The organism is Bacillus sp. ms-22 (assembly GCF_009759805.1).
In the GTDB taxonomy this organism is placed as follows: Bacteria; Bacillota; Bacilli; order Bacillales; family Bacillaceae; genus Bacillus; species Bacillus xiamenensis.
Map to the genome: position 1 here is coordinate 3108660 of NZ_CP046653.1, position 24736 is coordinate 3133395.

General features: G+C 41.7%; 22 protein-coding genes. 10 read left to right on the forward strand and 12 right to left on the reverse strand.

Features of this window, described 5'->3' with window-relative positions; genetic code table 11:
• Positions 1-30: 30 nt before the first annotated feature.
• Positions 31-180 carry a DUF1540 domain-containing protein gene (locus GPA07_RS16180; protein ID WP_008355850.1) on the forward strand — a complete coding sequence of 50 codons (150 nt, stop codon included), beginning with the start codon at positions 31-33 and terminating at the stop codon, positions 178-180.
• Positions 181-379: 199 nt separating this feature from the next.
• On the forward strand, positions 380-1459 hold the full coding sequence (locus GPA07_RS16185) for a DUF3900 domain-containing protein (RefSeq protein WP_071167928.1): 1080 nt from the start codon (positions 380-382) through the stop codon (positions 1457-1459).
• Positions 1460-1593: 134 nt separating this feature from the next.
• Here the strand turns inward: GPA07_RS16185 and GPA07_RS16190 are convergent, their stop codons facing one another.
• A complete protein-coding gene (locus tag GPA07_RS16190) occupies positions 1594-2796 on the reverse strand; it encodes an MFS transporter (protein WP_071167929.1) in 1203 nt (400 codons plus the stop codon).
• A gap of 102 nt (positions 2797-2898) precedes the next feature.
• Here GPA07_RS16190 and GPA07_RS16195 point away from each other — a divergent pair, with 102 nt between their 5' ends.
• A complete protein-coding gene (locus GPA07_RS16195; RefSeq protein WP_071167930.1) occupies positions 2899-3807 on the forward strand; it encodes a LysR family transcriptional regulator in 909 nt (302 codons plus the stop codon).
• Between the two features lie 32 nt (positions 3808-3839).
• Here the strand turns inward: GPA07_RS16195 and GPA07_RS16200 are convergent, their stop codons facing one another.
• On the reverse strand, positions 3840-4319 hold the full coding sequence (locus GPA07_RS16200; protein ID WP_008355843.1) for an aminoacyl-tRNA deacylase: 480 nt from the start codon (positions 4317-4319) through the stop codon (positions 3840-3842).
• A 146-nt stretch (positions 4320-4465) separates the two neighbouring features.
• On the opposite strand from GPA07_RS16200, the gene GPA07_RS16205 reads away from it, so the two are divergent.
• A complete protein-coding gene (locus tag GPA07_RS16205; protein WP_157292974.1) occupies positions 4466-5668 on the forward strand; it encodes an MFS transporter in 1203 nt (400 codons plus the stop codon).
• A 13-nt stretch (positions 5669-5681) separates the two neighbouring features.
• On the opposite strand, the gene GPA07_RS16210 is transcribed toward GPA07_RS16205, so the two are convergent.
• Complete coding sequence (locus GPA07_RS16210) at positions 5682-6413, reverse strand: MurR/RpiR family transcriptional regulator (protein WP_008355838.1); 732 nt, start codon at positions 6411-6413, stop codon at positions 5682-5684.
• Positions 6414-6615: 202 nt separating this feature from the next.
• On the opposite strand from GPA07_RS16210, the gene GPA07_RS16215 reads away from it, so the two are divergent.
• Positions 6616-7944, forward strand: a complete 1329-nt coding sequence (locus GPA07_RS16215) for a 6-phospho-beta-glucosidase (RefSeq protein WP_008355837.1) — start codon at positions 6616-6618, stop codon at positions 7942-7944.
• A 38-nt stretch (positions 7945-7982) separates the two neighbouring features.
• Here GPA07_RS16215 and GPA07_RS16220 read toward each other — a convergent pair whose 3' ends face one another.
• Positions 7983-8618, reverse strand: a complete 636-nt coding sequence (locus GPA07_RS16220) for a DUF3885 domain-containing protein (RefSeq protein ID WP_157292975.1) — start codon at positions 8616-8618, stop codon at positions 7983-7985.
• Positions 8619-8723: 105 nt separating this feature from the next.
• Between GPA07_RS16220 and GPA07_RS16225 the strand changes: the two genes are divergently transcribed.
• Complete coding sequence (locus GPA07_RS16225) at positions 8724-8933, forward strand: hypothetical protein (RefSeq protein WP_008355833.1); 210 nt, start codon at positions 8724-8726, stop codon at positions 8931-8933.
• 161 nt (positions 8934-9094) lie between these two features.
• Entirely contained in the window at positions 9095-9466 is a 372-nt protein-coding gene (locus GPA07_RS16230; protein ID WP_008355831.1) for a hypothetical protein, read from the forward strand.
• A gap of 64 nt (positions 9467-9530) precedes the next feature.
• On the opposite strand, the gene GPA07_RS16235 is transcribed toward GPA07_RS16230, so the two are convergent.
• The 4 genes from GPA07_RS16235 to GPA07_RS16250 all read right to left on the reverse strand — a co-directional run bounded on the left by GPA07_RS16235 (position 9531) and on the right by GPA07_RS16250 (position 14070).
• Entirely contained in the window at positions 9531-10388 is an 858-nt protein-coding gene (locus tag GPA07_RS16235; protein ID WP_157292976.1) for an SMI1/KNR4 family protein, read from the reverse strand.
• Between the two features lie 106 nt (positions 10389-10494).
• Positions 10495-11469 carry a tRNA dihydrouridine synthase gene (locus tag GPA07_RS16240; RefSeq protein WP_008355826.1) on the reverse strand — a complete coding sequence of 325 codons (975 nt, stop codon included), beginning with the start codon at positions 11467-11469 and terminating at the stop codon, positions 10495-10497.
• Positions 11470-11723: 254 nt separating this feature from the next.
• Positions 11724-13100 (reverse strand): 23S rRNA (uracil(1939)-C(5))-methyltransferase RlmD, encoded by a 1377-nt coding sequence (gene rlmD / locus GPA07_RS16245; protein WP_198303827.1) that lies wholly within the window; start codon positions 13098-13100, stop codon positions 11724-11726.
• A 61-nt stretch (positions 13101-13161) separates the two neighbouring features.
• Complete coding sequence (locus GPA07_RS16250; RefSeq protein WP_157292978.1) at positions 13162-14070, reverse strand: diacylglycerol kinase; 909 nt, start codon at positions 14068-14070, stop codon at positions 13162-13164.
• A 181-nt stretch (positions 14071-14251) separates the two neighbouring features.
• Between GPA07_RS16250 and GPA07_RS16255 the strand changes: the two genes are divergently transcribed.
• Complete coding sequence (locus GPA07_RS16255; protein WP_157292979.1) at positions 14252-15205, forward strand: nucleoside hydrolase; 954 nt, start codon at positions 14252-14254, stop codon at positions 15203-15205.
• Between the two features lie 29 nt (positions 15206-15234).
• On the opposite strand, the gene GPA07_RS16260 is transcribed toward GPA07_RS16255, so the two are convergent.
• Entirely contained in the window at positions 15235-18426 is a 3192-nt protein-coding gene (locus GPA07_RS16260; RefSeq protein WP_157292980.1) for an efflux RND transporter permease subunit, read from the reverse strand.
• A gap of 131 nt (positions 18427-18557) precedes the next feature.
• On the opposite strand from GPA07_RS16260, the gene GPA07_RS16265 reads away from it, so the two are divergent.
• The gene (locus GPA07_RS16265; RefSeq protein ID WP_008355818.1) at positions 18558-19403 is read left to right on the forward strand and encodes a TetR/AcrR family transcriptional regulator; all 846 of its coding nucleotides are present in this window, start codon (positions 18558-18560) and stop codon (positions 19401-19403) included.
• 185 nt (positions 19404-19588) lie between these two features.
• Here GPA07_RS16265 and gatB read toward each other — a convergent pair whose 3' ends face one another.
• From gatB to gatC, 3 genes are read right to left on the reverse strand one after another with little or no spacing between them, the layout of a single operon-like run.
• Complete coding sequence (gene gatB, locus GPA07_RS16270; RefSeq protein WP_008355815.1) at positions 19589-21019, reverse strand: Asp-tRNA(Asn)/Glu-tRNA(Gln) amidotransferase subunit GatB; 1431 nt, start codon at positions 21017-21019, stop codon at positions 19589-19591.
• A gap of 13 nt (positions 21020-21032) precedes the next feature.
• Positions 21033-22490 carry an Asp-tRNA(Asn)/Glu-tRNA(Gln) amidotransferase subunit GatA gene (gatA, locus tag GPA07_RS16275; protein WP_071167937.1) on the reverse strand — a complete coding sequence of 486 codons (1458 nt, stop codon included), beginning with the start codon at positions 22488-22490 and terminating at the stop codon, positions 21033-21035.
• Positions 22491-22504: 14 nt separating this feature from the next.
• A complete protein-coding gene (gene gatC / locus GPA07_RS16280) occupies positions 22505-22795 on the reverse strand; it encodes an Asp-tRNA(Asn)/Glu-tRNA(Gln) amidotransferase subunit GatC (protein ID WP_003213898.1) in 291 nt (96 codons plus the stop codon).
• A gap of 424 nt (positions 22796-23219) precedes the next feature.
• On the opposite strand from gatC, the gene putP reads away from it, so the two are divergent.
• Positions 23220-24701 carry a sodium/proline symporter PutP gene (putP, locus tag GPA07_RS16285; RefSeq protein ID WP_008355811.1) on the forward strand — a complete coding sequence of 494 codons (1482 nt, stop codon included), beginning with the start codon at positions 23220-23222 and terminating at the stop codon, positions 24699-24701.
• The last annotated feature ends 35 nt before the right edge of the window (positions 24702-24736 follow it).

The window sequence follows — 24736 nt, forward strand, 5'->3', positions numbered from 1 at the left end:
TCTCAATATGAATCACGGAGGTGAATTCCCATGGCACAAAACGTACTTTGTGAAGTGAACTCTTGCCGTTTTTGGGCTGAAAACAGCTGTACAGCCTCTACAATTAAAATTGGTAAAAGCACAATGTCTGACGTGACTCGCAATGTAGACACTGATTGCGAAACATTCGAAACAAAATAATAAAAGATTTCTGAGATGAAGGAACTGGCAGGTTCCTTCTTTTCTTTTATCATTCTATCAAGAATGATAATTATTATCAAGTGTTTTTCAGTAAACATTTCTCGGGAAATAATGACACGATATTTCTCCATTCGTTGACGATTTTCACTCCTTTTTCTATACTCAACATATCCGAAGAAGAAAAAGTGGTGACCAATCAGTGGACTTTACGATACGTTTTCTATCATTCTTTGTGATTGAAGTAGAAGGCAAAGATGAACAAGCAAATAAACGGTTTAAACATTATCAAACATTAGACCAAGAGGAATTTGAACAAAGTGAGCTGAAGGACTTTCTAGACGGTGAGCTGAAAAAAATCGTCAAACGAAAAGTGGACAGACATCCTAAGTCTGAGCAAGTACCGACTAAAATTGGCCGTTTTATTGTCGAACCAGGTCATGAGCTCGATTCAAATCCAAACTACAATTTATTTCATCAGACGAGATTTGCAGATACAAAGGAATTATTCAACGAATGCAGCGAACAATTTGTTCGCACCTATTTAGATACAAGTGCTGTGAGGGGCGGCGTTTTTTTAGTTGCTTCCGCAGTTCCTAAAAAGTATTTCGATGACTCCTTTGTCTTTATCATGAAATGTGATTTTGAACAGAAAGTCGCTTCTATTGCTGATACATCTACCTTGATCCGAAAAGTCGAAATGGCGATTACAACCAAAAACATGAAATCGATTCAATATCCGTTTATGCCAGAAGAGGGCATGACAGAGGAAGCAGAAGTGAAAATCCACCAATCCTCACACGCTCGTTATTTTGAGGACTTCCTGAAATTCGTCGAATATGGAGAATCGATGCCTGAAATCATGAAATCACAGGTCATGAATATGGTTCAAGAACAAGTATTTGAAACATTACAGGATGAAAGTGAAGAATTAAAACAATTTGAAGAGGACCTTGAAATATGGGAAGCGAGTGAAAAGCGTGAGATTAGGGAAACGCTCGATACAGAACAGGTCACGTTAGCAGCTTCACATATTGTTGAACAAACCCCTGACATCACAATGAAAATGCGTCTAGGTGAAACAGAGATCAAAGGACTTTTAGCCGACTTCGGCCACTCGATTCATATCGCAAAGGTCAACAATCGATATGTCGTGCTAGTTGAAGCAGACCAAATCATATTCGAAAAAGGTAGCACACCTGTTGAATTCCATAAACCAAATGGCTTAAAAGAAGTCGTCAGCCAGCTGACGCAAAAAGCCTATGATTCGGGCATTGAATAGGTGAATATTACTGCCTCATGCGTTCAGCCGCATGAAGGCAGTTTTTTTATGCTGCTATCAGCCTTTACCACATATGTGATCATGAAGAAAATACATTCACTAACCTGACTTCTGTTACATCTTGACTTGATGATTCACACTTCCCCATAAGAGACATGCTGCCGATTGCCTCTCGTCCATAGACTTAAAAGCAGTACGCTCATCATAATCATCAGCCAAAAGACACTGTTCGCCCCCCAAAATTGAATGACTGTATATCCCAGCAAAGGTCCTAAAGCAGCCCCCAGATCTTGAACAAAGGAATAGCTAGCAAGGAAGCGGTTCCTATCTGTTTGAGTAGAGGCTTTGTGAAAAGCAAGCGTATCGGTTAGCGTCGTTAAAATCGTGGACAACAGCTGAAGCAAAAGCAACATCACAAGAAACCAGCCAGTGATCTTCAGCATGGCTCCGAGTATACTGAGAGCTCCAAACGAAAGAAACATCCAGCACAGCATTCGTTCCTTCACCACAACCCCGTCAAACCACCTGCCTGCTCTTGGTGCGACAAATGGTTCCCATCCCCATCTGATTGCTTGAATCGCCCCACTTAAAGCAGACGCACCTATGACATAACCGAGAAGAGCTATTCCATTCTGGCCGATCTTGACTTCAATCACATGACTCAACGTTGAAGCAAATAAACCTTGTATGATGAGTGCTACAAGCATACCTGTCAGAAGAACTTTCACAACTTCACGTGAAAGCCACTTCTGTTTGATGCCTTGATAGACTTGCGTCTCTTTACCCTTTTCAATCTCATCTAAAGACACATAAAAAATACACCCTAGCAATGTGAGTAAGCCAAAGACGAGCGTCATGGGCTGGAAACCGATCAAGCTGGCGAATACCCCGCCAAATAGCATTCCGAATAAACTGCCGAGACGGTAAAGCCCGTTATAAAGACCCGTTAAATGCCCTTGTGTGCCTTCATCCATTTCAGCCATCAACCGCATCCCGCTCATACGAAGTAAAGTCCAAGCTAATCCCCAAGCGCACCGGCAGATCAGCAGCAGCCAAAAACCGCTGACGCCATATAACATCGTGGTCACTGACGCCAGCAAGATAGCAATCAATACGCCAGTCTTCATCGGCACATACCGGTATAGCCACCAAACAACAGGCGCTAAAGGGATGCGAATGAATCGGTTGATCGAGAGCAGCAAACCGACCTCCCAAATGGACGATAATCCAACCTCTCTCCAATAGATAGGCAGAACAATATAAAGCATTGAATCTCCAATGAGTGCAAACGCAGTGATAAGTGATATGGACACGACCTGCTTTTGACGATGATCCATTTTTTTGCCCCCTTCGCTACCTTTACGATAAGGGGTGCCTTATAATAAATCTAATGAATGTTTTTGATCCAATCATCAAAATAATTGATAGGTGGTACAAAAATGAATTTACATGCCCTCCGTATTTTTGCAAAGGTAGCCGAAACGAAAAGCGTCACACAAACGGCAGACGTGTTGTCTTTGACACAACCAGCGGTGACGGCTCAATTAAGAAGCATTGAACGAGAAATCGGTTTCCGCCTATTTAAACGAAACGGCCGAGGAATTACACTGACAGAGATGGGGAAAATTCTGTATCCTTATGCCCGGCAAGTATTTGAGGCTGAAAAGGAAGTAGAATATCAGATCACACTTTTACAAAACGGGAAAAAAGGGAGACTGCGAATTGCTTCTACCTACGTTCCACTTAACTTTTTGCTGCCTGGATGGCTGGCTGCGTTTAAAACATCATCACCACAGACAGAAATTGAATTAAAAAGCGGAAACTCCGCTCAAGTGATAGAGGATCTTCTGCAATATCATTCAGATGTCGCCATCGCTGTCATTGAAGACCTGCACCACGAGGACATCCACACCTCCCATTTGACTAATTTAAGCTATGATTTTATTGTCCCGTCTGATCATCCGTTGAACGGACAAACCGTTCCCCTTGAGCGCCTGCGTCATGAACCCTTTTTAATGCGAGAAGAAGGCAGTTCCACAAGAGAGAAGCTCTTTTCTCTTTTTACCTCGAAAGGAATTAAAAAACCGAACGTTGATTTACAATTCAGCGGTGTCCATGAAGCCATTCAAATGATCAAAGCTGGCTATGGCATCACACTTGTTCCTCGTGACGCTGTTCAGCAAAGCTTAGAACGTGGAGATATCGGACGCGTGTATATCGAAGGAGTTGACATTATCAGACCTGTTGTTGTCTGCAAACGAGCGAATGACCTTGAGGAAAATAAAACAGTGAATGCCTTTCTGCAAATGAAAGACATTGGACCATTTATACCACCAGCCTTCAATTAAAAAAGTGCCTGCTTCGTAAACAGGCACTTTTTCTATTCGGATGGTTGGACAAGATCAAACGGAACAGCCTTTGATGCCTTTACTAATTGTTCTGGTGTGATGAGTATTTCATTTCCCCACTCGCCAGCTCCTACTCCTAATACCTCTTCTTCTAATAGCGAAGCTTCAATAATCGTTCGGAACCCTTCAGGCTGCCAGCAAAATGGCGGAATCGAACCAATTCGATAGCCCGTCACTTCAAGAACCGTGTCTGGTGAAGCCATTTTGATATTACGAGAGCCTGCTGCTTTTTTTAGTTTTCCTGATTTGATGTGCTGATCAGCACCAACCATCACAAGCAGCTGCTCCCCTTCCCCTGTTTCAAAGATCAATGTTTTGATCATTTGTCTTTCTCTAAAACCAAGAGCTGCCGCTACATTTGCTGCACCCTTCTCTGTTTCGTCAGAAAATGTTTTGATGTCATACGGAATGCCAAGCTTGTCCAAAAAGTCGTGTGCTGGTAATTTTCTCAATGGATTGAACCCCTTTCCTTACAATGTCCTTTCATTTAGCTTATCACAATCCTCTCATCCTTAAGATGTATTTTTCAATAGAAAGCCTCTAGCCCCTTCGCTCTCATGCTATACTGAACTTGTTTTTGAAAAGGAGCCGGTTTGATATGGGAAAAACGTTTTGGTTTTACACAGGCAGTAAAAGCCTTCTGATGCTAAGTGATATCGTGTTTGTGATGACCATCACTTTCGTCATTTATCAAGATACACAATCTGCTACCTATGCGGCATTATTTCCACTCATTAGAACGTTATGTCAGCTATTAGCTGGGCTCATCTCTCCTGTTTTGATTGATCGCTTTCAAGCCTATCGCCTTTTAAAATGGCTCCCTCTTGCACGTCTTGTGATGATGATCTTGTTCACCACACAATTCCATTTCTTTCAGCAGCATATCGTCTGGCTGTTTGGTGCACTCATACTCATTTCGATGACAGGCGGATTCATCAGTCCTTTATTACAGGCGATCATGCCAATGCTTGTGCAGGCAAATCAGCTTGTTCAAGCGAACAGCACAGCCTCCATTTTTCAACAAATCGTTCAAATTGCCGGCTATTCGTTTACCGGAATACTCGTCTTGTGGATTGGGTCAACTTATTTATTAGCTTTCACTTGTCTCATGATTGTATGTTCTTATCTATTGTTCTTACCCGTTTTGCCTTTGCTTCAGGAAGAAAACACGACTCAAAGAACGAATCAATTAAACAGTTTCAAAGACGGCTGGACGGTCATTTGGAAAAATAAAATGATTCGTACCCTGACATTCATGGATGTTTGTGAAAATATAGCGGGATCTGTTTGGATTGGAGCCATTACACTCGCCTTTGTCACGCATGATTTGAATAGAAGCGAGGATTGGTGGGGGTTTATCAACGCTGCTTATTATACTGGCGCCATTATAGGCGGGCTGCTCGCTGCATGGTTCAGTCGTTTCATTCAAAAACAGCTGCTCCTCTTTATGGCAACAGGTTCATTCATCTATGCAGTGCTCACCATTCTTTTTGCAATGAACAGCCTTCCATGGCTTGCGCTGCTGCTTTGTATTCTGATGGGACCTGCCTATCAAATTCGAGATGTTTCCCAGCAAACCATTCTTCAAACAGCAACACCCACCCGTGACTTATCAAAGGTGTATTCCGCTCACTACGTCCTTTCTTCTGTATCTGCCGGTTTATCCATCTTCTTTGTTGGATTTATTGCAGATACATTCGGCGCAAGGTTTGTGTATTTGTTAGGCGGACTGTTTGTCCTCGTCTGTTCCGGCATCGCCATTCTTGCTTTCATGATGCAGAAAAAAAGAGCGGCTGTTTAAGGCAGCGGCTCTTTTACTTTTCTTTTAACATCGCAAACATGTCACGGGCCATGGTTTCTAAAATATACACAACGGGTGTCTGTGTGGTGATATTGGCTCTGTGCATCCGTTCATCTGTAACGTAATAGGCAATATTGACATCAGAAATACGTGAAATCGTACAGTGCTGATTGTTTGTAATACTAATGATCGTACTGCCTTCTCTCTTTAATTTCGAAATATGATCAATCGTAATACGGTTCTCCCCTGATACAGACAGCACAATTGTGACGCTATTGTCTAAATACTGCATATTCATTGGAAAAAATGGATCATTGATGTAAAACGAAAATTTTTCAAGACTTGAAAAGTATCTTGCCCCATATTGCGCCAGAATGCCAGAACTGCCAGTCCCAATAAACAGCACATTTTTTGCCTCAGCAATCAGCCTCGCTGCCTCTTTGATTTTTTCTTCAAAATCTCCTTTCAATGTTCGTTCTATAAATTCATATAGAAAATGCTGTGTGCTTTTCAAAGAGGGCGTTTGCTCTGATTCTAAATACATTTTGAGCTTCACTTTAAACTCTGAAAAGCCTTCACACTTCACTTTTCGGCAAAAGCGAAGGACAGACGAGGTAGAAATATGAGCAGCATCTGCTAAGTCGCGAATTCTCATATAGACGACCTTTTCACTGTTTTCCATAATATATCGGTATAAAGCGCTTTCTAGTTCATTAAAGCTGGAAATGACCTCACTTGAAAACATCTGACTTCCCCTTTCTCCAACAACATGTCACAACGTGTTTCTTTTATGTAACAAATCTCTAAATAGGGCACCCTTGCCTAAAGACGCCAAAGCCATTTACGCACAAGATGCTCTCACGATAAGCTATAGTTGTACAAACAAAAGAACAATTGGTTTCAATCTATTATAACATTGTGCGTTACATTATTCGGAGGTGCAGAACATGGCAAAAGGATTAAAGGTTGTCACAATTGGCGGAGGATCAAGCTATACACCAGAGCTTGTCGAAGGATTTATTAAACGGTACGATGAATTTCCAATTAGCGAACTTTGGCTCGTCGATATTGAAGCGGGAAAAGAAAAGCTTGAAATCGTCGGAAATCTTGCAAAACGAATGGTGAAAAAAGCCGGACTTCCAATTGAAGTTCACTTAACACTCGATCGTAAAAAAGCCCTCGTTGGCGCTGATTTCGTCACAACACAATTCCGCGTCGGATTACTAGAAGCACGTATGAAGGATGAACGCATTCCTTTAAAATATGATGTCATTGGTCAAGAAACAAATGGTCCTGGCGGTCTATTCAAGGGCCTGCGCACCATCCCTGTCATTCTTGATATTGTAAAAGATATTGAAGAATTATGCCCGGATGCATGGCTTGTGAACTTCACGAACCCTGCCGGTATGGTCACAGAAGCCGTTCTACGCTATTCAAATCACCGTAAAGTCGTTGGCTTATGTAACGTGCCAATCGGCATTCGCATGGGCATCGCCAAAGGGCTGGATGTAGATGCAAGCAGAGTGGAAGTCAGCTTTGCTGGATTGAACCATATGGTATTTGGACTGGATGTATTCTTAGACGGTAAAAGCATCATGGATCAAGTCATTGAAGACATGGCAGATCCAAACTCCACCATGTCAATGAACAACATTCAAGCGATTCCATGGGATGCAGATTTCTTAAAAGGGCTTGGCGTAATTCCTTGTCCGTATCACCGCTACTACTACAAAACAAGTGATATGCTGGCTGAAGAAAAGAAAGCAGCAGAGAATGAAGGAACGCGTGCAGAAGTCGTTCGTGCACTAGAAAATGACCTATTCGAGCTTTACAAAGACCCTGATCTTGATATTAAACCGCCACAGCTTGAAAAACGAGGCGGTGCTTACTACAGTGACGCAGCGTGTAACTTGATCGCATCCATTTATAACGACAAGCATGACATTCAGCCTGTGAACACGATCAACAATGGCGCGATCAGTGACATTCCAAATGATTCTGCCGTTGAACTGAACTGCGTCATCACAAAAGACGGTCCAAAACCAATCGCTGTTGGTGAAATGCCGGTCGCTGTCAAAGGACTTATTTCTCAAATTAAATCCTTTGAACGTGTAGCCGCTGAAGCAGCCGTGACAGGCGACTACAACACAGCCCTTGTTGCCATGACCATCAATCCGCTTGTCCCATCAGATGCCATTGCAAAAAGCATCCTAGATGAAATGCTAGAAGCACACAAAGAATATCTTCCGCAGTTTTTTAATAAAGTAGAAGCATAATAAGAAGGAACCGCACTTGTGGAAAGTGCGGTTCCTTCTTATTTACCGGCAAATAGCTGATCCATCCGAGCGAGATCATATGTTAATAGCCAGTGCTGTAAGCCCTCATAGACCGGCCGCAGATGTTCAGGGTCTGCCGCACCTCGATCATCATATAAGTGGAAAATCATCTGTTTTGAGAGGTTGATTAGATAGATTTCATAACCAAGCTTTCCTTTCATGATTTGATTCGGCGTGTAAAAGTCTTCTTGGCATATTGCATGAAGAAGCGGGCGCAATCGAATATCCTGCATCTGACAATGGAGCATAAATCGCTCTATTTTCATTGTTTCTTCTAGATTTGGTTGTACATAGGTCAAACGCTCGTGACGCAACCTGTGACGCACTTGTCGGTCGACATATTTTTGATAAACAAGGAGCTTTCGCTTCGTTAGTTCATGTTCATGCTGCGTGTAAACATCTGTGACGAATAGCATCTCGTCCTCTGGATGAAACGCATATCTCACAATGTCAAAAGTACGATCCCCTGCTTTTTCTAATACATCCGATTCCTTTCCTAATGACCAATCTGCCACTTCAAACCGAAGTCCATACGGCCATTCATAAAAAAGAGGCGGTGCTAGTAAAAGATCAGAAAAATTGTGTTTTAAAAACGTATCTATTAGATCGCTCATTTGATTTCCTTCCATTGGTTTTATTTTCATCTTGAAGCATGGAAAAAACAATTGGAAATTCCTTGTTATTTCTTATATGATAACATGAGATGGAGGTGTGACTAATTGAAAAAATCCAAATGGTTTTTACAAATATACCTCACGACATTGATCACGATGTGGATCCAGGACAGACTTGATCAGGCGAACATCATTGATATCACCAATGTATGGGCTGATGCTAGCAGCTGGGCCATCATCTTCTTAGTGACTTTTGCTCTTCTCGAATGGATAGCTCACGTCCTATCAAAACGAAAAGCCCCTGCTCTTCACTAAACATCTCTTTTCATAGAGTTGTTTTTTTGAAATGGTTCTCCCATCAATTCCTGAATAATGCCTAATTCTGCTCCTCAGACCATTCCACATTTCGCATTTTCTTCCGATAATAGTAGTAAGCACGAATAAAATTTTGATTAAAACGAGAAGGAGTGAAGGAAATGTCAGATCAACAGCACAACGCATCCCATGAAGAAGAAGAGGAATTTAACGTTTACGACATGCTTCCGCCCGCAGGAACAATCATCGGCGGAGCAACAGAGGAAGAAATGGAAGCAGCGGCAGCACTAGAAGTGAGACATTACGCCTTTATGCGCCTGCAAGACTCATACATTCAATTTGATGGGTCTTCGTATAAAGAATTGCTCAAAGACTTTCAAGAACTAGAATTTGACTCTGCAAAATTTTGGAGAGCCATCGCTAGACGCCTGCAAGTCCCATACGAATGGCCAATCCGAATCGATCATGCAAACGGTCCTATTTATATTGGTGAAACAGAGGATAGCCGTGAGGTTGGGGAGAGTGCGGAGTAAAGGAATTGGTGACCCCCTTTTTAGTAAAAGGGGGACTTTTGTTTTCTAACTAAAAAAGAAAGATTTATGACTCCTCTAAATCAAATTCCAACGCGATTGATATATTAAAGGCAATATCCCGCAATTCATGAATTTCTGATTGATTCAAGTGTTCCGCAAAACGACATACATTTTGGACAACATCCATATTCTTCTTAATCATTTCTTCATTCAATATAAAGATCGTATTCAGCGCCCACCCAGCAGTCGTTACCATTTCTTCGTCTTGAATGGAGTGCATGTATGTTTCTACTTCAGAAAAGATCCACTTAATATCATCAATGTGTTTCACTTGGTAATTTGTAATTTTTGAAAGCTGTTCAGGGTCTTTGGTGATGAATATGTCCTTCACTTCTTCTTTTGATAATGGCGGATTCTGCTTTTCATATTCAGCCTGCCACTCTTCATCCGACATCCCATCTTCTAAGCTATCCTCTGCGGTATAATGCCCAGCAATCAGTTCATCAAACGAATTCGCTAATTTGAAATCCGTCTCATATTCTAGATCAAAGTAATGAACCGGCGGATGCTCCTTTGTTTCTCTATAATCCAAAGCGATCCACGTATGACCATCCCCACAAATAAGCACAAGTCCCTCAGGCAATTCCCATTCTTCTATTAAATAATCGCTATCCATTATGCCTTCACCTTTGGCAATTCCTCTTAAATGATCAAATGACACATGATCCTCTGCCCATCCATTCGGCTGGTCCGTTGGAAAAGCGTTATGCAGGGTATACCCGCCATTTTGTTCAAGAATAAGTTTCTTATATGTATCAGGCAAGATGACGCCTAGCTTCTTTTCCGCTTTTGCAATGCCTTTTTCATTGATTTTCTTAAATGTCTCTTCACTTTCTCTGTCTGTATCCCAAAATGGTTTCAAATAAAATACCTCCAATTGTTATTTCTATCTCATTTTACCATTTGAGAGAACTAGTTTAATAGTCCTATTCATAAAAAAAGAGAAGGGTTACCCCTCCTCTTTTTCATCATGATTGTTCGTTATTTCTCGCTTCAAATTCATCAAGCATTGCACGCACTTCATCTGTTGACGATGTGTTCATTAATTGATTTCTTAAGAAACTCGCTCCTCTGAACCCTTTCACATAAATCTTAAAGAAACGGTGAAGCGCCTTGAACGGACGCAGACCTAGTGAGGAGTATTGATCATGGAGATCAAGATGCAATCTTAAAAGACCAAGCAATTCATCACTCGTATGCTCCTTCGGCTCTTTTTCAAAGGCAAAGGGGTTATGGAAAATCCCGCGCCCAATCATCACTCCGTCCACTCCATACTGCTCAGCGAGCTTTAAGCCAGTTTGACGGTCAGGAATATCACCATTGATTGTCAAAAGCGTATCAGGAGCTACTTCATCACGCAGTTTTTTTATCTCAGGAATGAGCTCCCAATGCGCATCCACTTGGCTCATTTCCTTTCTTGTGCGAAGATGGATCGATAAATTCACAATGTCTTGCTCCAAAATATGTCTGAGCCACCCGCGCCATTCATCGACCTCTGTAAATCCTAGTCTTGTTTTCACACTAACAGGTAATCCCCCTGCTTTTGCCGCTTGAATTAGCTCTGCCGCAACGTCTGGGCGAAGAATCAAGCCACTGCCCTTCCCGTTTTGTGTGACATTTGGGACAGGACAGCCCATATTAATATCAAGCCCCTGAAAACCTAATTCCGCCATTCCAATGCTCATTTGTCTAAAGTTCTCAGGTTTGTCTCCCCAAATATGAGCAACAATCGGCTGCTCATCCTCTGTAAACGTTAAACGGCCCTTCACACTTTGAATGCCATCAGGGTGGCAATAACTTTCACTGTTCGTAAACTCTGTAAAAAACACATCCGGTCTCGCCGCCTCACTCACAACATGACGAAACACAACATCTGTCACTTCTTCCATTGGTGCTAATATAAAAAATGGCCGTGGCAAATCACGCCAGAAATTTTGATTCATCTTTCGTTCAATTCCTCTCATGACATAGCGCCTAAAGGGCATGTCCTTCTGTAAATTCTTTCAGCAATTTTTATCATTATATACTTTAATATGAACGTGGCAAAATTGCAAAAAGGGACATTTGATAACCAAATGCTGGACAAATATTCATTTTTGATCCACGATTACCGTTTTTTATTCAAGTAGAGCAAGCGAAAATAAAAATATCCCGATGTCGGTTTAATATCACGAAATCGGGATGCTTCAATACATTACTAATTAATCACAAGACTTGCCACACACTCCACATGACTCGTATGCGGAAACATATCCACAGGCTGCACTTCCTCCGTCACATACCCACCATCCTCAAGAATACGCAAATCACGAGCAAGTGTCCCAGGGTTACAGGACACGTAAACAACACGGTTTGGTTTCATCTTGATGATTGTGTCAAGCAATGCTTCATCACAGCCCTTTCTTGGGGGATCAACGACTAATGTATCTGCTTTGATGCCTTCTTTGTACCAGTTTGGGATAACAGTTTCCGCTTCACCAACTGCGAATTCAACGTTGTTGATCCCGTTTAAGGCAGCGTTGCGTTTAGCATCTTCAATTGCTTCTGGCACAATTTCTACACCGTATACTCTACCTGCTTTTTGTGCGAGAAATAAGGAAATCGTACCGATTCCGCAGTATGCATCAATAACGGTTTCTTCGCCTTGCAGCTCGGCATATTCAAGCGCTTTGTCATAAAGCACCTTTGTTTGAGCTGGATTCACTTGATAAAATGATCGGGCTGAAATCGCAAATTTGATGTCGCCAATCGTATCATAAATGTATTCTTCTCCCCATAAAACGGTCGTTTCGTCTCCGAAAATGACATTTGTTTTCTTTGAATTCACGTTTTGTACAATTGACCGAACATGTGGGAAGCGTGCTATAATTTGCTCAATCACCTGCTGCTTTTGCGGAAAATCAGCCGTTCTTGTGACAAACACAACCATCATTTCACCTGTTGCCATGCCGTAACGAACCATGACATGACGTAGCCAGCCTTTGTGCCTCTCTTCGTTATATGCTTTAATGCCAAACGCATTACAGATTTCTTTTACTGCCTGTACCGCTTCGTCATTTTCTGACTGCTGGATCAAACATTTTTCCATATCAATGATTTCATGCGTTCGCTGCTGATAGAAACCGGCAACGAGCCCGCCTTCAAGTTCACCAACTGGAACTTGTGCTTTGTTTCGGTAATTCCAAGGATCTTCCATGCCGAGTACAGGATGAACTTTTACACGGCTCATATCAAGCTTGCCGATCCGCTCTAATACGTCCTTTACTTGTTTTTGTTTAAATTTCAGCTGACCTTCATAGCTCATATGCTGAATTTGACAGCCGCCGCACTGCTTGTAAATGGGACATGGCGCATCTTGCCTGTGCTGACTTTCCTTTGTCAGCTCCATGAGTCGTCCAAAAGCAAATCCTTTTTTGACACGTGTGACTTTGATTTTTCCTTGTTCGTCAGGAAGGGCATTCGGTACAAAGACAGGGAAGCCTTCAATTTTCGCTACACCTGCACCTTCGTGCGTTAAGTCTTCGAAGGTTACATTGTAGTATTCATTTTTTTGAACGGGCGGTTTCATTTTCACCAATTTTATCACCTCATTTGCAAAGAAAAACTTGGTCGCCATAAGGAACCAAGTTCAGTCTTCACCCTATTTTTTCAGCTGTTGCTTTTGGCACAATAAATTCAATATGGCGATATAGGTTTTCAAATTCACCTGGCAGCATGCCGCCGTATTCACCATCTAAATTCAATTGCATTTTATCTTTTACATCTACTTTCACGCGATTCGCTTTTGCGTAGATGACATTGTTATCATGAATATGCTCGCCTCGAAGTGCAAGGCTGACCACTCGAATGGCTTCTGCTAGATTGACCTTCTTTAAAATAATCAGATCAAACATACCGTCATCTAATATGGAATCTGGTGCCAGCTTTTCAAAGCCGCCTACTGAGTTTGTTAGTGAAACAAGAAACAGCATGATTTCTCCATGAAACAATTTGCCGTCATATTCAATTTCGACTTCTGTCGGGCGGATGGAAGGAAGCATCTCCATGCCTTTCAAATAATAAGCAAGCTGTCCTAGCATGGTTTTCAGCTTACTAGGCACTTCATAGGTCAGCTCTGTTAATCGGCCGCCTCCTGCAATATTAATGAAATATTGGCCATTCACTTTACCGATATCAAGCGGCTTTGCTACTCCATTAATGATGGCATCTGTTGCTTTTAATATATCTTCTCTTGGAATGCCAAGTGCTCTTGCAAAGTCATTTGTTGTTCCTACTGGAATGATACCTAATTTTGGTCTTTTTTCAAGCGGTGCTAATCCATTGACGACTTCATTGATTGTGCCGTCTCCACCTGCTGCTACAATTAAATCAAAATCTCTCTGTGCAGCTTTTTCTGCTGCTTGTGTTGCATCTCCTGCACATGTCGTCGCATGACAAGATGTTTCATAGCCAGCCTGTTCAAATTTTTGCAAAACCTGCGGTAAATTCTTCTTAAAGAGTTCACGCCCAGATGTCGGATTGTATATAATTCGAGCACGTTTCATTCATCATCATCCTATTATCATTATGCAATCTATTTTCACCACTAACAACCTTTAATTATACTATGAGTTTTGAAAATGGCAACTGAACAATCCCCTAATATTTGAAATCTCATGGCACGTTTCCCTCAACAGATAAGCATTCTGATAAGATAAAAGAAAACGATGAAAAGGATGGTATGCGATGAAAAAACCTGTCTATTTCAATCATGACGGCGGTGTTGATGACCTCGTCTCCTTATTCCTGCTTCTTCAAATGGAGCACCTGAAAGTCATTGGGGTGTCTGTGATTCCTGCTGATTGTTATTTAGAGCCTGCGCTGAGTGCGTCTCAGAAAATCATTGATCGATTTAGTCCTTATGAGATTGAGGTCGCTGCTTCCAACTCTAGAGGTGTCAATCCATTTCCAAAGGAATGGCGCATGCATGCCTTTTATGTAGATGCACTGCCGATTTTAAACGAAAAAGGCGCTGTTGATACAAAAGTATCCAAGCTTCCAGCACATCTTCATCTGATTGAAACGGTTAAAAAGGCAACAGAACCTGTCACCCTGCTCTTTACAGGTCCGCTCACAGACTTTGCACGTGCCTTAGAAGAAGATCCCTCCATCTCAAATAAAATTGAGAAACTGGTATGGATGGGCGGCACATTCCTTGAAAAAGGCAATGTCGAAGAACCCGAGCATGATGGAACAGCCGAATGGAATGCCTTTTGGGACCCCTATGCTGTCAGCACCGTCTTTCAAGAGCGTTTTCCAATTGAAATGGTCGCACTTGAAAGCACGAATCAAGTCCCGCTCACACTTGATGTACGACAACGCTGGGCTTCCCTCCGCTCTCATATTGGAATAGATTTTATTGGACAGTGTTATGCCTTTTGTCCGCCACTCATTCATCACGAAACGAACTCGACTTACTACTTATGGGATGTGCTGACAACCATCACTCTTGTTTCCTCATCATTTACCCGTTCAAAAGAGATGAACGCGATCGTTTACACTGAAACACCAAGGCAAGGACGTACCTATGAACATCCAGATGGAAAATCCATTCAAGTGATCGACCATGTCGATCGTGATGCATTTTTCCAAGCGTTTGAAGAGCTCATGAGAAAAGCGGTTTGTCAGATTTCAACATAAAAAACCCCGCCAATGAGCGGGGCTCCCTCTTACTCTTCTTCTGCGTACTTTTTCTTACGTCTAAATTTGCTTAGGATTTCATACACGATTGGTACGATGACCAATGTGAGAAGTGTAGAACTTGTTAAACCGCCAATAACGGTGACGCCAAGTCCTTTTGATACGATCTGACTTCCGCCTTCAAAACCTAATGCGAGTGGCAGCAATGCACCAATTGTCGCAAGTGCCGTCATTAAGATTGGGCGTAATCTTGTTGTTCCTGCTTCAAGTAAGGCTTCTCTTGTTGAAAGTCCTTCTTTTTCTTTATGAATCACTCGGTCAATTAAGACAATGGCATTTGTTACAACGATTCCGATCAGCATGAGCAATCCAATCATGGCATTTAAACTGATGGTTTCTTTCGCTACAAACAATCCAACGAGTGCACCAATAATCGTAAATGGAAGCGAGAACAGAATGGCAAATGGTGCAAGACCTCCGCCAAATGTAATGACGAGAACGAGGTATACAATGGCAATTGCTGCAAGCATTGCGAGCCCTAGCTGTGTAAAGGATTCTTGAATATCCGCACTTACACCGCCTGTATCAATCGTAACGTCAGATTTCAAATCAAGCTTATCGACTTTCTTCTGAACATCCTGTGTCACTTTTGATACATCATCTGTCGTCATGTCACCAGACACTTCTGCGTAAATTTTTCCATCACGCTTTGTCACAGTGTTTGCTGTCGTGCCATCTTTCACTTCCACGACATCACCAATTCGGACTTCTTGCCCTGTCGGTGTTGTGATCTTTTTATTCTCTAAATCTTTTTTGCTCTTATATTCATCTTTTTCCGTTTGAAGCTTCACATCCAGTTCTTTGCCGTCCTCTGTTACTTTCGTCAGTGTTGTTTCACTGCTTTGAGGAGCAATCGCCTGTGCGATTTGTGAAGCCGTTAAGCCTAGCTTCGCCAGTTTTTCTTGATCTGCATTGAACGTATATTCGTCATATTTCTCAGATAAGCTTGTGCTGACGTTTTTCAGGTTCTTCTCATCTTTTAAAATGTTCTCGACATCTTTGACTGTCCCTTCAATATCACTGACCTTGTCACCGTACACATAGTACGTCACTGTATTACTTGCGCCAGCAGATGAGAAGTCTTGTGATTTCCATTCCCCTTTAGACGTTTTGTCTTGCAGGGCTTTGACCACACGATCTTTTTCTTTATCGAAATTCGGTGTGTCATCATCATATTGGACGAAGAATAACGCACCGTTAGAATTGCCGCCAACACTTGCTGTCAGTGCATTTGAAGAGCCTAATGAATATTGAACCGTATTGACATGGTCACGTTTCATTAAGTATTCTTCTGCTTTTTTCGTTTCATCAATTGCTTGTTCTCTCGTTTGTCCTGGCTCTGGCGTGTATGTCACCATCGCCGTTTTTTCCGCTTCTTGCGGTAAGAAGCTGACGCCGACAAGTGGTGCTAGGAATAAACTTCCGACAAGCATGAGAATCGCAATTCCTGATGTAATCCATTTATGATTAAGGGTCCAATTGAGTATCCGTCTATAACCGCCGGCAAGCCTGCTTGGTTTATGTTCTTTTACCTTTTTCGCTTTGCCATACAGGTTCTTTTTAAATAGGCTGTGAGCCATCATTGGTACAATTGTAATGGCGACAAGCAGAGAAGCAAGTAAAGCAAACACAATCGTTAATGCAAATGGGATGAATAGTTCACCAATCATTCCACCCACAAGTGCTAACGGTAAGAACACCGCAATTGTGACAATCGTCGAAGACATAATCGGGATAAACATTTCTTTCGTAGCTTCTCTGACGAGTGCTTTGCCTTTTAACGGTTCATTCTTTAATGCCATTCGCCGATAGATGTTTTCTATGACGACAATCGAATCATCGACAACGCGCCCAATGGCGACGGTCATAGCACCAAGTGTCATGATATTTAATGTGATATCCAGCTGATTTAATAATAAAACAGCAATCAACAGGGATAACGGAATGGAAATCACCGAAATTAATGTTGATTTGATATCTCGCAGGAACAAGAGAATGATAATGATCGCAAAGATTGCTCCGATGATCGCCTTGTTCAGCATTGTGCTGACAGACTCTTTAATCGGCTCTGCCTGATCATATGTGGTGCTTACTTTGATGCCTTTGTTGTCTTTTTTGAATTTCTCAAGCTCTTTTGTGACTTCTTCTGCTACACTCACTGTGTTGGCATCAGAGCCTTTCACAATTTGCAGACCGATACTGTCTTTTCCATTCGTTCTAGAAATCGATTCTGCTTCTTTCACAACTTTAATATCTGCAATCTCAGAAAGCTTAATTGTCGGTAGCTCTACAGATTGACTGCTTGCTGCGCCTAGACCTGTTTGCTGCTGACTTGCACTTCCAGCCTGCTGCTCAGCACCTTGGACATCTGCATTTCCTGAGCTGCTAGAAGACGATCCATCTCCTGCTGTTGCACTTGATGTAACAGGAATTCGCATGTTCTTCAAATCTTTGACGCTTAAAATATTACCGTCCACTACGACTGATTTTTGCTTGCTCCCAAATGTGTATAACCCTAATGGTACATTGACATCAGAGCCTTTGATCATGTTTTGGACAGTTTCTTCATCTAAACCGTATTCTTTCAATTTCTTTTGTTTAAAAGAAAATTCCACTTCTTTAATTTGCTGTCCTGAAGCTTCGACAGAAGATACACCATCTAATCCTTCAAGCGAAGGAACAAGGTCATCTTCCACTTTTTGTGTAAGGTCTTCTAATGATTCTTTATCACCCGAGACACTGAGTGCTAAGATTGGAATTGCGTTAATACTAAAGCGAGCGATTTTCGGTTGTTCTGCATTTTCAGGAAAATTGATATTGCTAATGGCATCTTCAATTTCCTTCTTTGCTTCATCCATATCTTTGTTGTAATCGTACTCGATTTGAATTGATGAGGCATTCTCAAAAGAATTGGAAGTGACCACTTTGATCCCATTGAGGTTTTGTATAGACTTCTCAATTGGATCTGTCACTTTATCTGATACTTCGTCCGGTGTTGCACCAGGATACGTTGTAGAAACCGTAATGACTGGAGTGTTGATATTAGGGATTGATTCTTGTTTCATATTCAATCCGGCATATAGACCAGCAACTGTTACGATAATCGTCATGAGCCATACAGCGAACTTGTTCTTTAATACAAAATTGATGATCGAATTCATTATGTCCTCCATTTCCCTTTATGTATTGACTGACTGGTCATTCTATATCATAATAAACGGTGATATACAATGTCGTCAACCATTTCACTTGCGTTTGACGTAACATTCTAAAGCTGAAGGGGCCTTATTTCATGAACGAAAAAAAAGAAAAAATCATTAAAGCAAGCATCCAGTTGTTTGCGAAAAAGGGTTTTTCTTCTACGACCATTCAGGAAATTGCAGATGAATGCGGAATATCCAAAGGTGCATTTTACTTGCATTTCAAATCAAAAGAACAGCTTTTCAACCGAGCGTTTGAATATTATATCGACACGTCTATGCAAAGTATTGAAAAGATTCGAAAAGAGAATCAGCATCTTGCGCCTAGAGAGATTTTTCAGAAACAAATCGCTGAACAGTTTCAACACTTTGCTGAGAACAAGGATTTTATCATTTTGATCCTCAGCGAGAACATTATTCCGGAAAACCAGCAAATTAAAAAGTATTCCAAAACGGTTAAAAAGCAGATGAATGATGAAATCCAAATTTCTATTTTGACCACGTATGGACAGGAGATCGAACCATATATAACTGACCTGTCAGTCATGATTCAAGGAATCATCCAATCTTATGTGCAGATACTGCTTTTGCAAGATCAGATGCAATTATCATGTGATGAGCTCTCATCCTTTATTCTCGACCGATTTGATGATTTGGTTCATGGGCTTCTTCGTTCTCATGCGAAGCCAATTCTGAAGCAAAACATTTGGGATGATGAAGCTCCAAATGCCGCTACTCTTCAAGAAGATCTTCGATTGTTAAAATCTGAACATCTTTTATCTGATGATACCCTTGTATCCATTGAAGTGATTGAAGAAGAACTGGCCAAAGATCAGCCCCGCAAACCGGTCATTCAAGGGATGCTGACAAATTTAGAAACGTGTGAGGACTCCGCTGTCCAAAGAGCTGTGGAACAATTGAAGGTGTTCCTTCAATGACAATACGTGGCGATGTTCACTTTCGTTCACCTTTATCCCCTTCGAATATGTGCTAAAGTTTATGCTTCATTATAAAAAAAGAACCAATGAATTGATATACGGCGGTGGTCTGAATCTCTAATAAGACCCTGTCATTTTCACCAACAAAAAAACCGCCTCATCATCCATGTGGCGGTTTTTGCGATTTAGCGTTTTTTGATTTCTTCGAGAAGAATCTTGTTGACCATCGGCGGGTTTGCTTGTCCCTTCGATGCTTTCATGATTTGTCCAACTAGGAAACCAATTGCGCGGTCTTTTCCATTTTTGAAATCTTCAATGGATTGCGGGTTGTTATCAAGTGCTTCTGTGACTAGCTTGAGCAGTGCACCTTCGTCAGAAATTTGGACAAGTCCTTTTTCTTTGACGATTGTTTCTGCATCGCCCCCATTTTCAATCAGCTCTTTGAATACCTTTTTGGCAATCTTAGAAGAAATCGTTCCTTTTTCAATGAGTTTGATCATGCCAGCAAGCCCTTGTGGCGTAAGTTTTGTTTCTTCCAGCTCTTTTTGAGCGGAGTTTAAATATGCAGATACTTCACCCATGAGCCAGTTTGATGCTTGCTTCGCTTCCGCACCTTCTGAAATGGTCGCTTCAAAGAAATCAGACATTTCTTTTGTCAGCGTCAGCACCATTGCATCATATGCAGGCAGTCCAAGTTCATCAATGTAGCGTTTGCGGCGCTCGTCTGGAAGCTCTGGAATGGATGCTCTTACGCGTTCTTTCCACTCGTCATCAATGTACAGCTCCACCAAATCTGGTTCTGGGAAGTAGCGGTAATCATCAGAGCCTTCTTTCACACGCATGAGGATCGTCTTTTTAGACGCTTCGTCATAGCGGCGTGTTTCCTGCTCAATCACACCGCCAGAAAGCAATACTTGCTCTTGACGTTTCTCTTCGAATTCAAGTCCTTTTTGAACGAAAGCGAAAGAGTTCAAGTTTTTAAGCTCTGTTTTCGTTCCAAACTCTTCACGTCCAATTGGGCGCAGAGAAATATTGGCATCACAGCGCAGTGAGCCTTCTTCCATCTTACAGTCGGAAACGCCTGTATATTGAATAATAGATTTTAATTTTTCTAAGTAAGCATATGCTTCTTCTGGTGTGCGAATGTCTGGCTCAGATACGATTTCAACAAGCGGTGTGCCTTGTCGGTTGAAATCGACGAGTGAATAACCGTCGCCTGTGTGCGTCAGTTTCCCTGCATCCTCTTCCAAATGAAGACGCGTAATACCGATTCGTTTTGTTTTGCCGTCTACTTCAATTTCAATCCAGCCGTTTTCACCGATTGGTTTATCAAATTGAGAAATTTGATACGCCTTTGGGTTATCAGGATAGAAATAGTTTTTACGGTCAAATTTTGTATCAGTTGCGATCTCACAGTTCAGCGCCATTGCCGCTTTCATCGCAAAGTTCACCGCTTCTTTGTTCAGCACCGGCAGTACGCCAGGATACCCAAGGTCGATGACACTTGTTTGCGTATTGGCAGCCGCACCAAAAGCTGTCGGCGAGCTTGAGAAAATTTTTGATTGTGTTTTTAGCTCTACGTGGACTTCAAGTCCAATTACCGTTTCAAAGTTCATTCTGATTCACCCCTTACAGTTCAGGTTTTGCTTTATGATGATCTGTTGCTTGCTCGAAAGCGTGAGCCACGCGGTACACGGTTCCTTCGTCAAAGTGTTTACCGATGATTTGCAGTCCTAGCGGAAGACCGTTTGTAAATCCACAAGGTACACTGATTCCTGGAACGCCTGCAAGGTTAACAGGGATCGTTAAAATGTCGTTTGCATACATAGTCAGTGGATCGCTTGTTTTTTCACCAATGTTAAATGCAGGAGTAGGTGTTGTTGGTCCTACAATGACATCATACTTTTCGAAAACATCTTCAAAGTCTTTTTTAATCAGAGTACGGACTTTTTGCGCCTTCTTATAGTATGCATCGTAATATCCTGAGCTTAGAGCGAATGTGCCAAGCATGATGCGGCGTTTTACTTCATCTCCAAAGCCTTCAGAACGGGTATTTTTATATAAATCAATCAGGTTGTCTGCATTGTCTGTACGATAGCCATAGCGGATGCCGTCAAAACGAGCAAGGTTCGCAGATGCCTCAGAAGATGACAGTAAGTAGTAAGTCGCAAGCGCATATTTAGAATGCGGAAGAGACACTTCTTCCCATGTCGCACCAAGTCCTTCTAATACTTTCAACGCTTTTAGAACAGACTCTTTTGCTTCCTCGCCAACGCCTTCGCCAAGATATTCTTTTGGCACAGCGATTTTCAAGTCTTTGATGTCACCAGTTAATGAAGAAAGAAAATCTGGTACATCGACATTTGCACTTGTAGCATCCATTTGATCGACACCAGCAATCGCTTGAAGAACATATGCGTTGTCCTCTACATTACGCGTAATCGGCCCAATTTGATCTAATGATGAAGCAAATGCGATTAAACCGTATCTGGATACACGGCCATATGTCGGTTTAAGACCAACAACACCACAAAATGATGCCGGCTGACGAATGGAACCGCCTGTATCTGAACCAAGGGAGAATGGTACTTCCCCTGCTGCAACAGAAGCTGCTGATCCACCGCTTGATCCACCTGGAACGGTGTTTAAATTCCACGGGTTTTTCGTTGCTTTGTAGCCAGAGTTCTCCGTAGAAGACCCCATTGCAAATTCGTCCATGTTTAATTTACCGATTGTGACAGCTTCCGCTTCTCTTAGGCGGTTCACAACGGTTGCATCATAAATTGGATCAAAGTTTTGTAAGATCTTACTTGATGCGGTTGTACGTAAATCCTTCGTCACGATGTTATCTTTGACACCGATCGGCATACCGAACAATAGACCAAGCTCGTCCTTTTCACCAACTGCCTCGTCTAATTCCTTTGCATATGCACGTGCTTTCTCTTCGTTCAGCGCAAGGAATGCTTGTACTTTCCCGTCTACTTCATTGATTCGTTTATAAGACTCGTCCACTAAATCAGAAACAGACAGTTCCTTTTTATGTAAAAGCTCTTTTAATTCAGAAATTTTGTGGTCAAACAATGACATGTCTCAGGCCTCCTTTAGTCCAAAATTGATGGCACACGAATATAGCCGTCTTTATGATCAGGCGCGTTTTTGATGACTGCCTCAATGGAAAGACCTTTATTCGGAACATCTTCTCTCATGACGTTTTTCATTTTTAATACATGTGTGGTTGGTTCAACGTTTTCCGTATCTACCTCGTTTAACTGCTCTGCAAATGAAATGATGCTATCCAGCTGTTCTGTAAACATCTCAGCTTCTTCTTCTGTAATCGCAAGCCGCGCCAAATGCGCAACGTGCTTTACTTCTTCTATTGAAATTCTTGACATGCAGGTTCACCTCCAAAAATGATACGTGTTCATGGTCATGATCATAAGTCATATACACTTTATCATATCAAATTTTACTGTTCTAAAGCAACTTTCCAAAGACGCTCAGACAGGCTTTGTCTCTTAATATGTCATTGTCGTGCAGCAAGTAGCGAAAATATTCATCAAGGTGACTATTTATTTTTCAGAATATTTTTACTTTGGTTTGTTTTTGTAAACGCATACATATAGAGTCTTATCATCAATCCATGCATTTTTTCTTCAAAATGGAGATGTTTAAGACGGTTGATCACTTGGGAATACTCTGATAGGTTAAGTAACCATAGCAGTGAGCAGGGCAGTGAAATGAAAATCCTGCCCTAGCACTTCTGTATATTTTGATTGAGGTGATGTCAAATTAATACGAAAAAGGTGAGAAAACTACATGAGTATTGAAGTTACGATTTCCTTATCTATCTATTTTATCGGAATGCTTGCGATTGGTTGGTATGCGTTTAGGAAAACACATGATTTAAATGATTATATGCTTGGTGGACGCGGACTTGGCCCATTCGTTACAGCTTTATCAGCAGGTGCTGCGGATATGAGCGGTTGGATGCTGATGGGTGTACCAGGTGAAATGTATAAAACAGGTTTATCGACAACCTGGCTTGCAATTGGTTTAATAGTCGGTGCTTACTTGAACTATTTAATTCTTGCACCTCGTTTACGTTCTTATACAGAAATTGCGGATGATGCTATTACGATTCCTGATTTCTTTGACAAACGATTCAAAGGATCATCTGCTTTATTAAAAGCTGTTTCAGCCGTCATCATTTTAATCTTCTTTACACTGTATACATCGTCTGGGATGGTATCAGGCGGGCGTTTATTTGAATCAGCATTCGGCGCTCATTACATGTTTGGACTGATTTTGACATCAAGTATTGTGGTTTTGTATACACTGTTTGGCGGATTTTTGGCAGTGAGCTTAACGGACTTTGTCCAAGGAGCTATTATGTTTTTAGCATTAGTGCTCGTGCCGATCGTTGCCTTTACACAATTAGGCGGACCTGTTGCCACATTCCAAGATATTCAACAGATTGACCCTAAATTGCTTGATATTTTTAGAGGAACGAGCGTCATTGGCATTATTTCCTTCCTCGCTTGGGGACTAGGTTACTTTGGACAGCCTCATATTATCGTACGTTTTATGGCGATTACGTCCGTAAAAGATTTAAAACCAGCACGCCGAATCGGAATGAGCTGGATGATTATTTCAGTCATTGGTTCACTGTCTGTCGGTTTAGTTGGTGTCGCATATGTACATGAAACGGGTATGAACCTTGCTGACCCTGAAACGATCTTTATCGTCTTTTCTAAAGTGTTGTTCCATCCGTACATTACTGGATTCTTACTTTCTGCCATTTTAGCAGCAATTATGAGTTCAATTTCCTCTCAGCTGCTTGTCACAGCAAGTGCGATGACAGAGGATTTATACAGAACGTTCTTTAGAAAGAAAGCCTCGGATAAAGAGCTTGTGATGATTGGCCGTATGTCTGTACTAGTGGTGGCAGTTATTGCTCTTTGTCTTTCACTCAACCCTAGTGATACCATACTTGACCTCGTCGGTTATGCGTGGGCAGGATTTGGTTCTTCATTCGGTCCAGTTATCTTACTTTGTCTATACTGGAAACGGATGAATCATCACGGGGCACTTGTCGGGATGATTGTTGGTGCCGTTGTGGTTCTGACATGGATCACGACAGGTCTCAACCATTCAACAGGTATCTATGAAATGATTCCTGGCTTTACGTTAAGTGGTTTAACTGCAATTATTGTGAGCTTAATGACAAGTAAGCCGACAAAAGCATCAAAACAGCTATTTCACAAAATGGAAACTCATCTCGAAGAAGAATCAAAATAATATAGAAGTGAAGAGTCATCTGCATCTAGCGGATG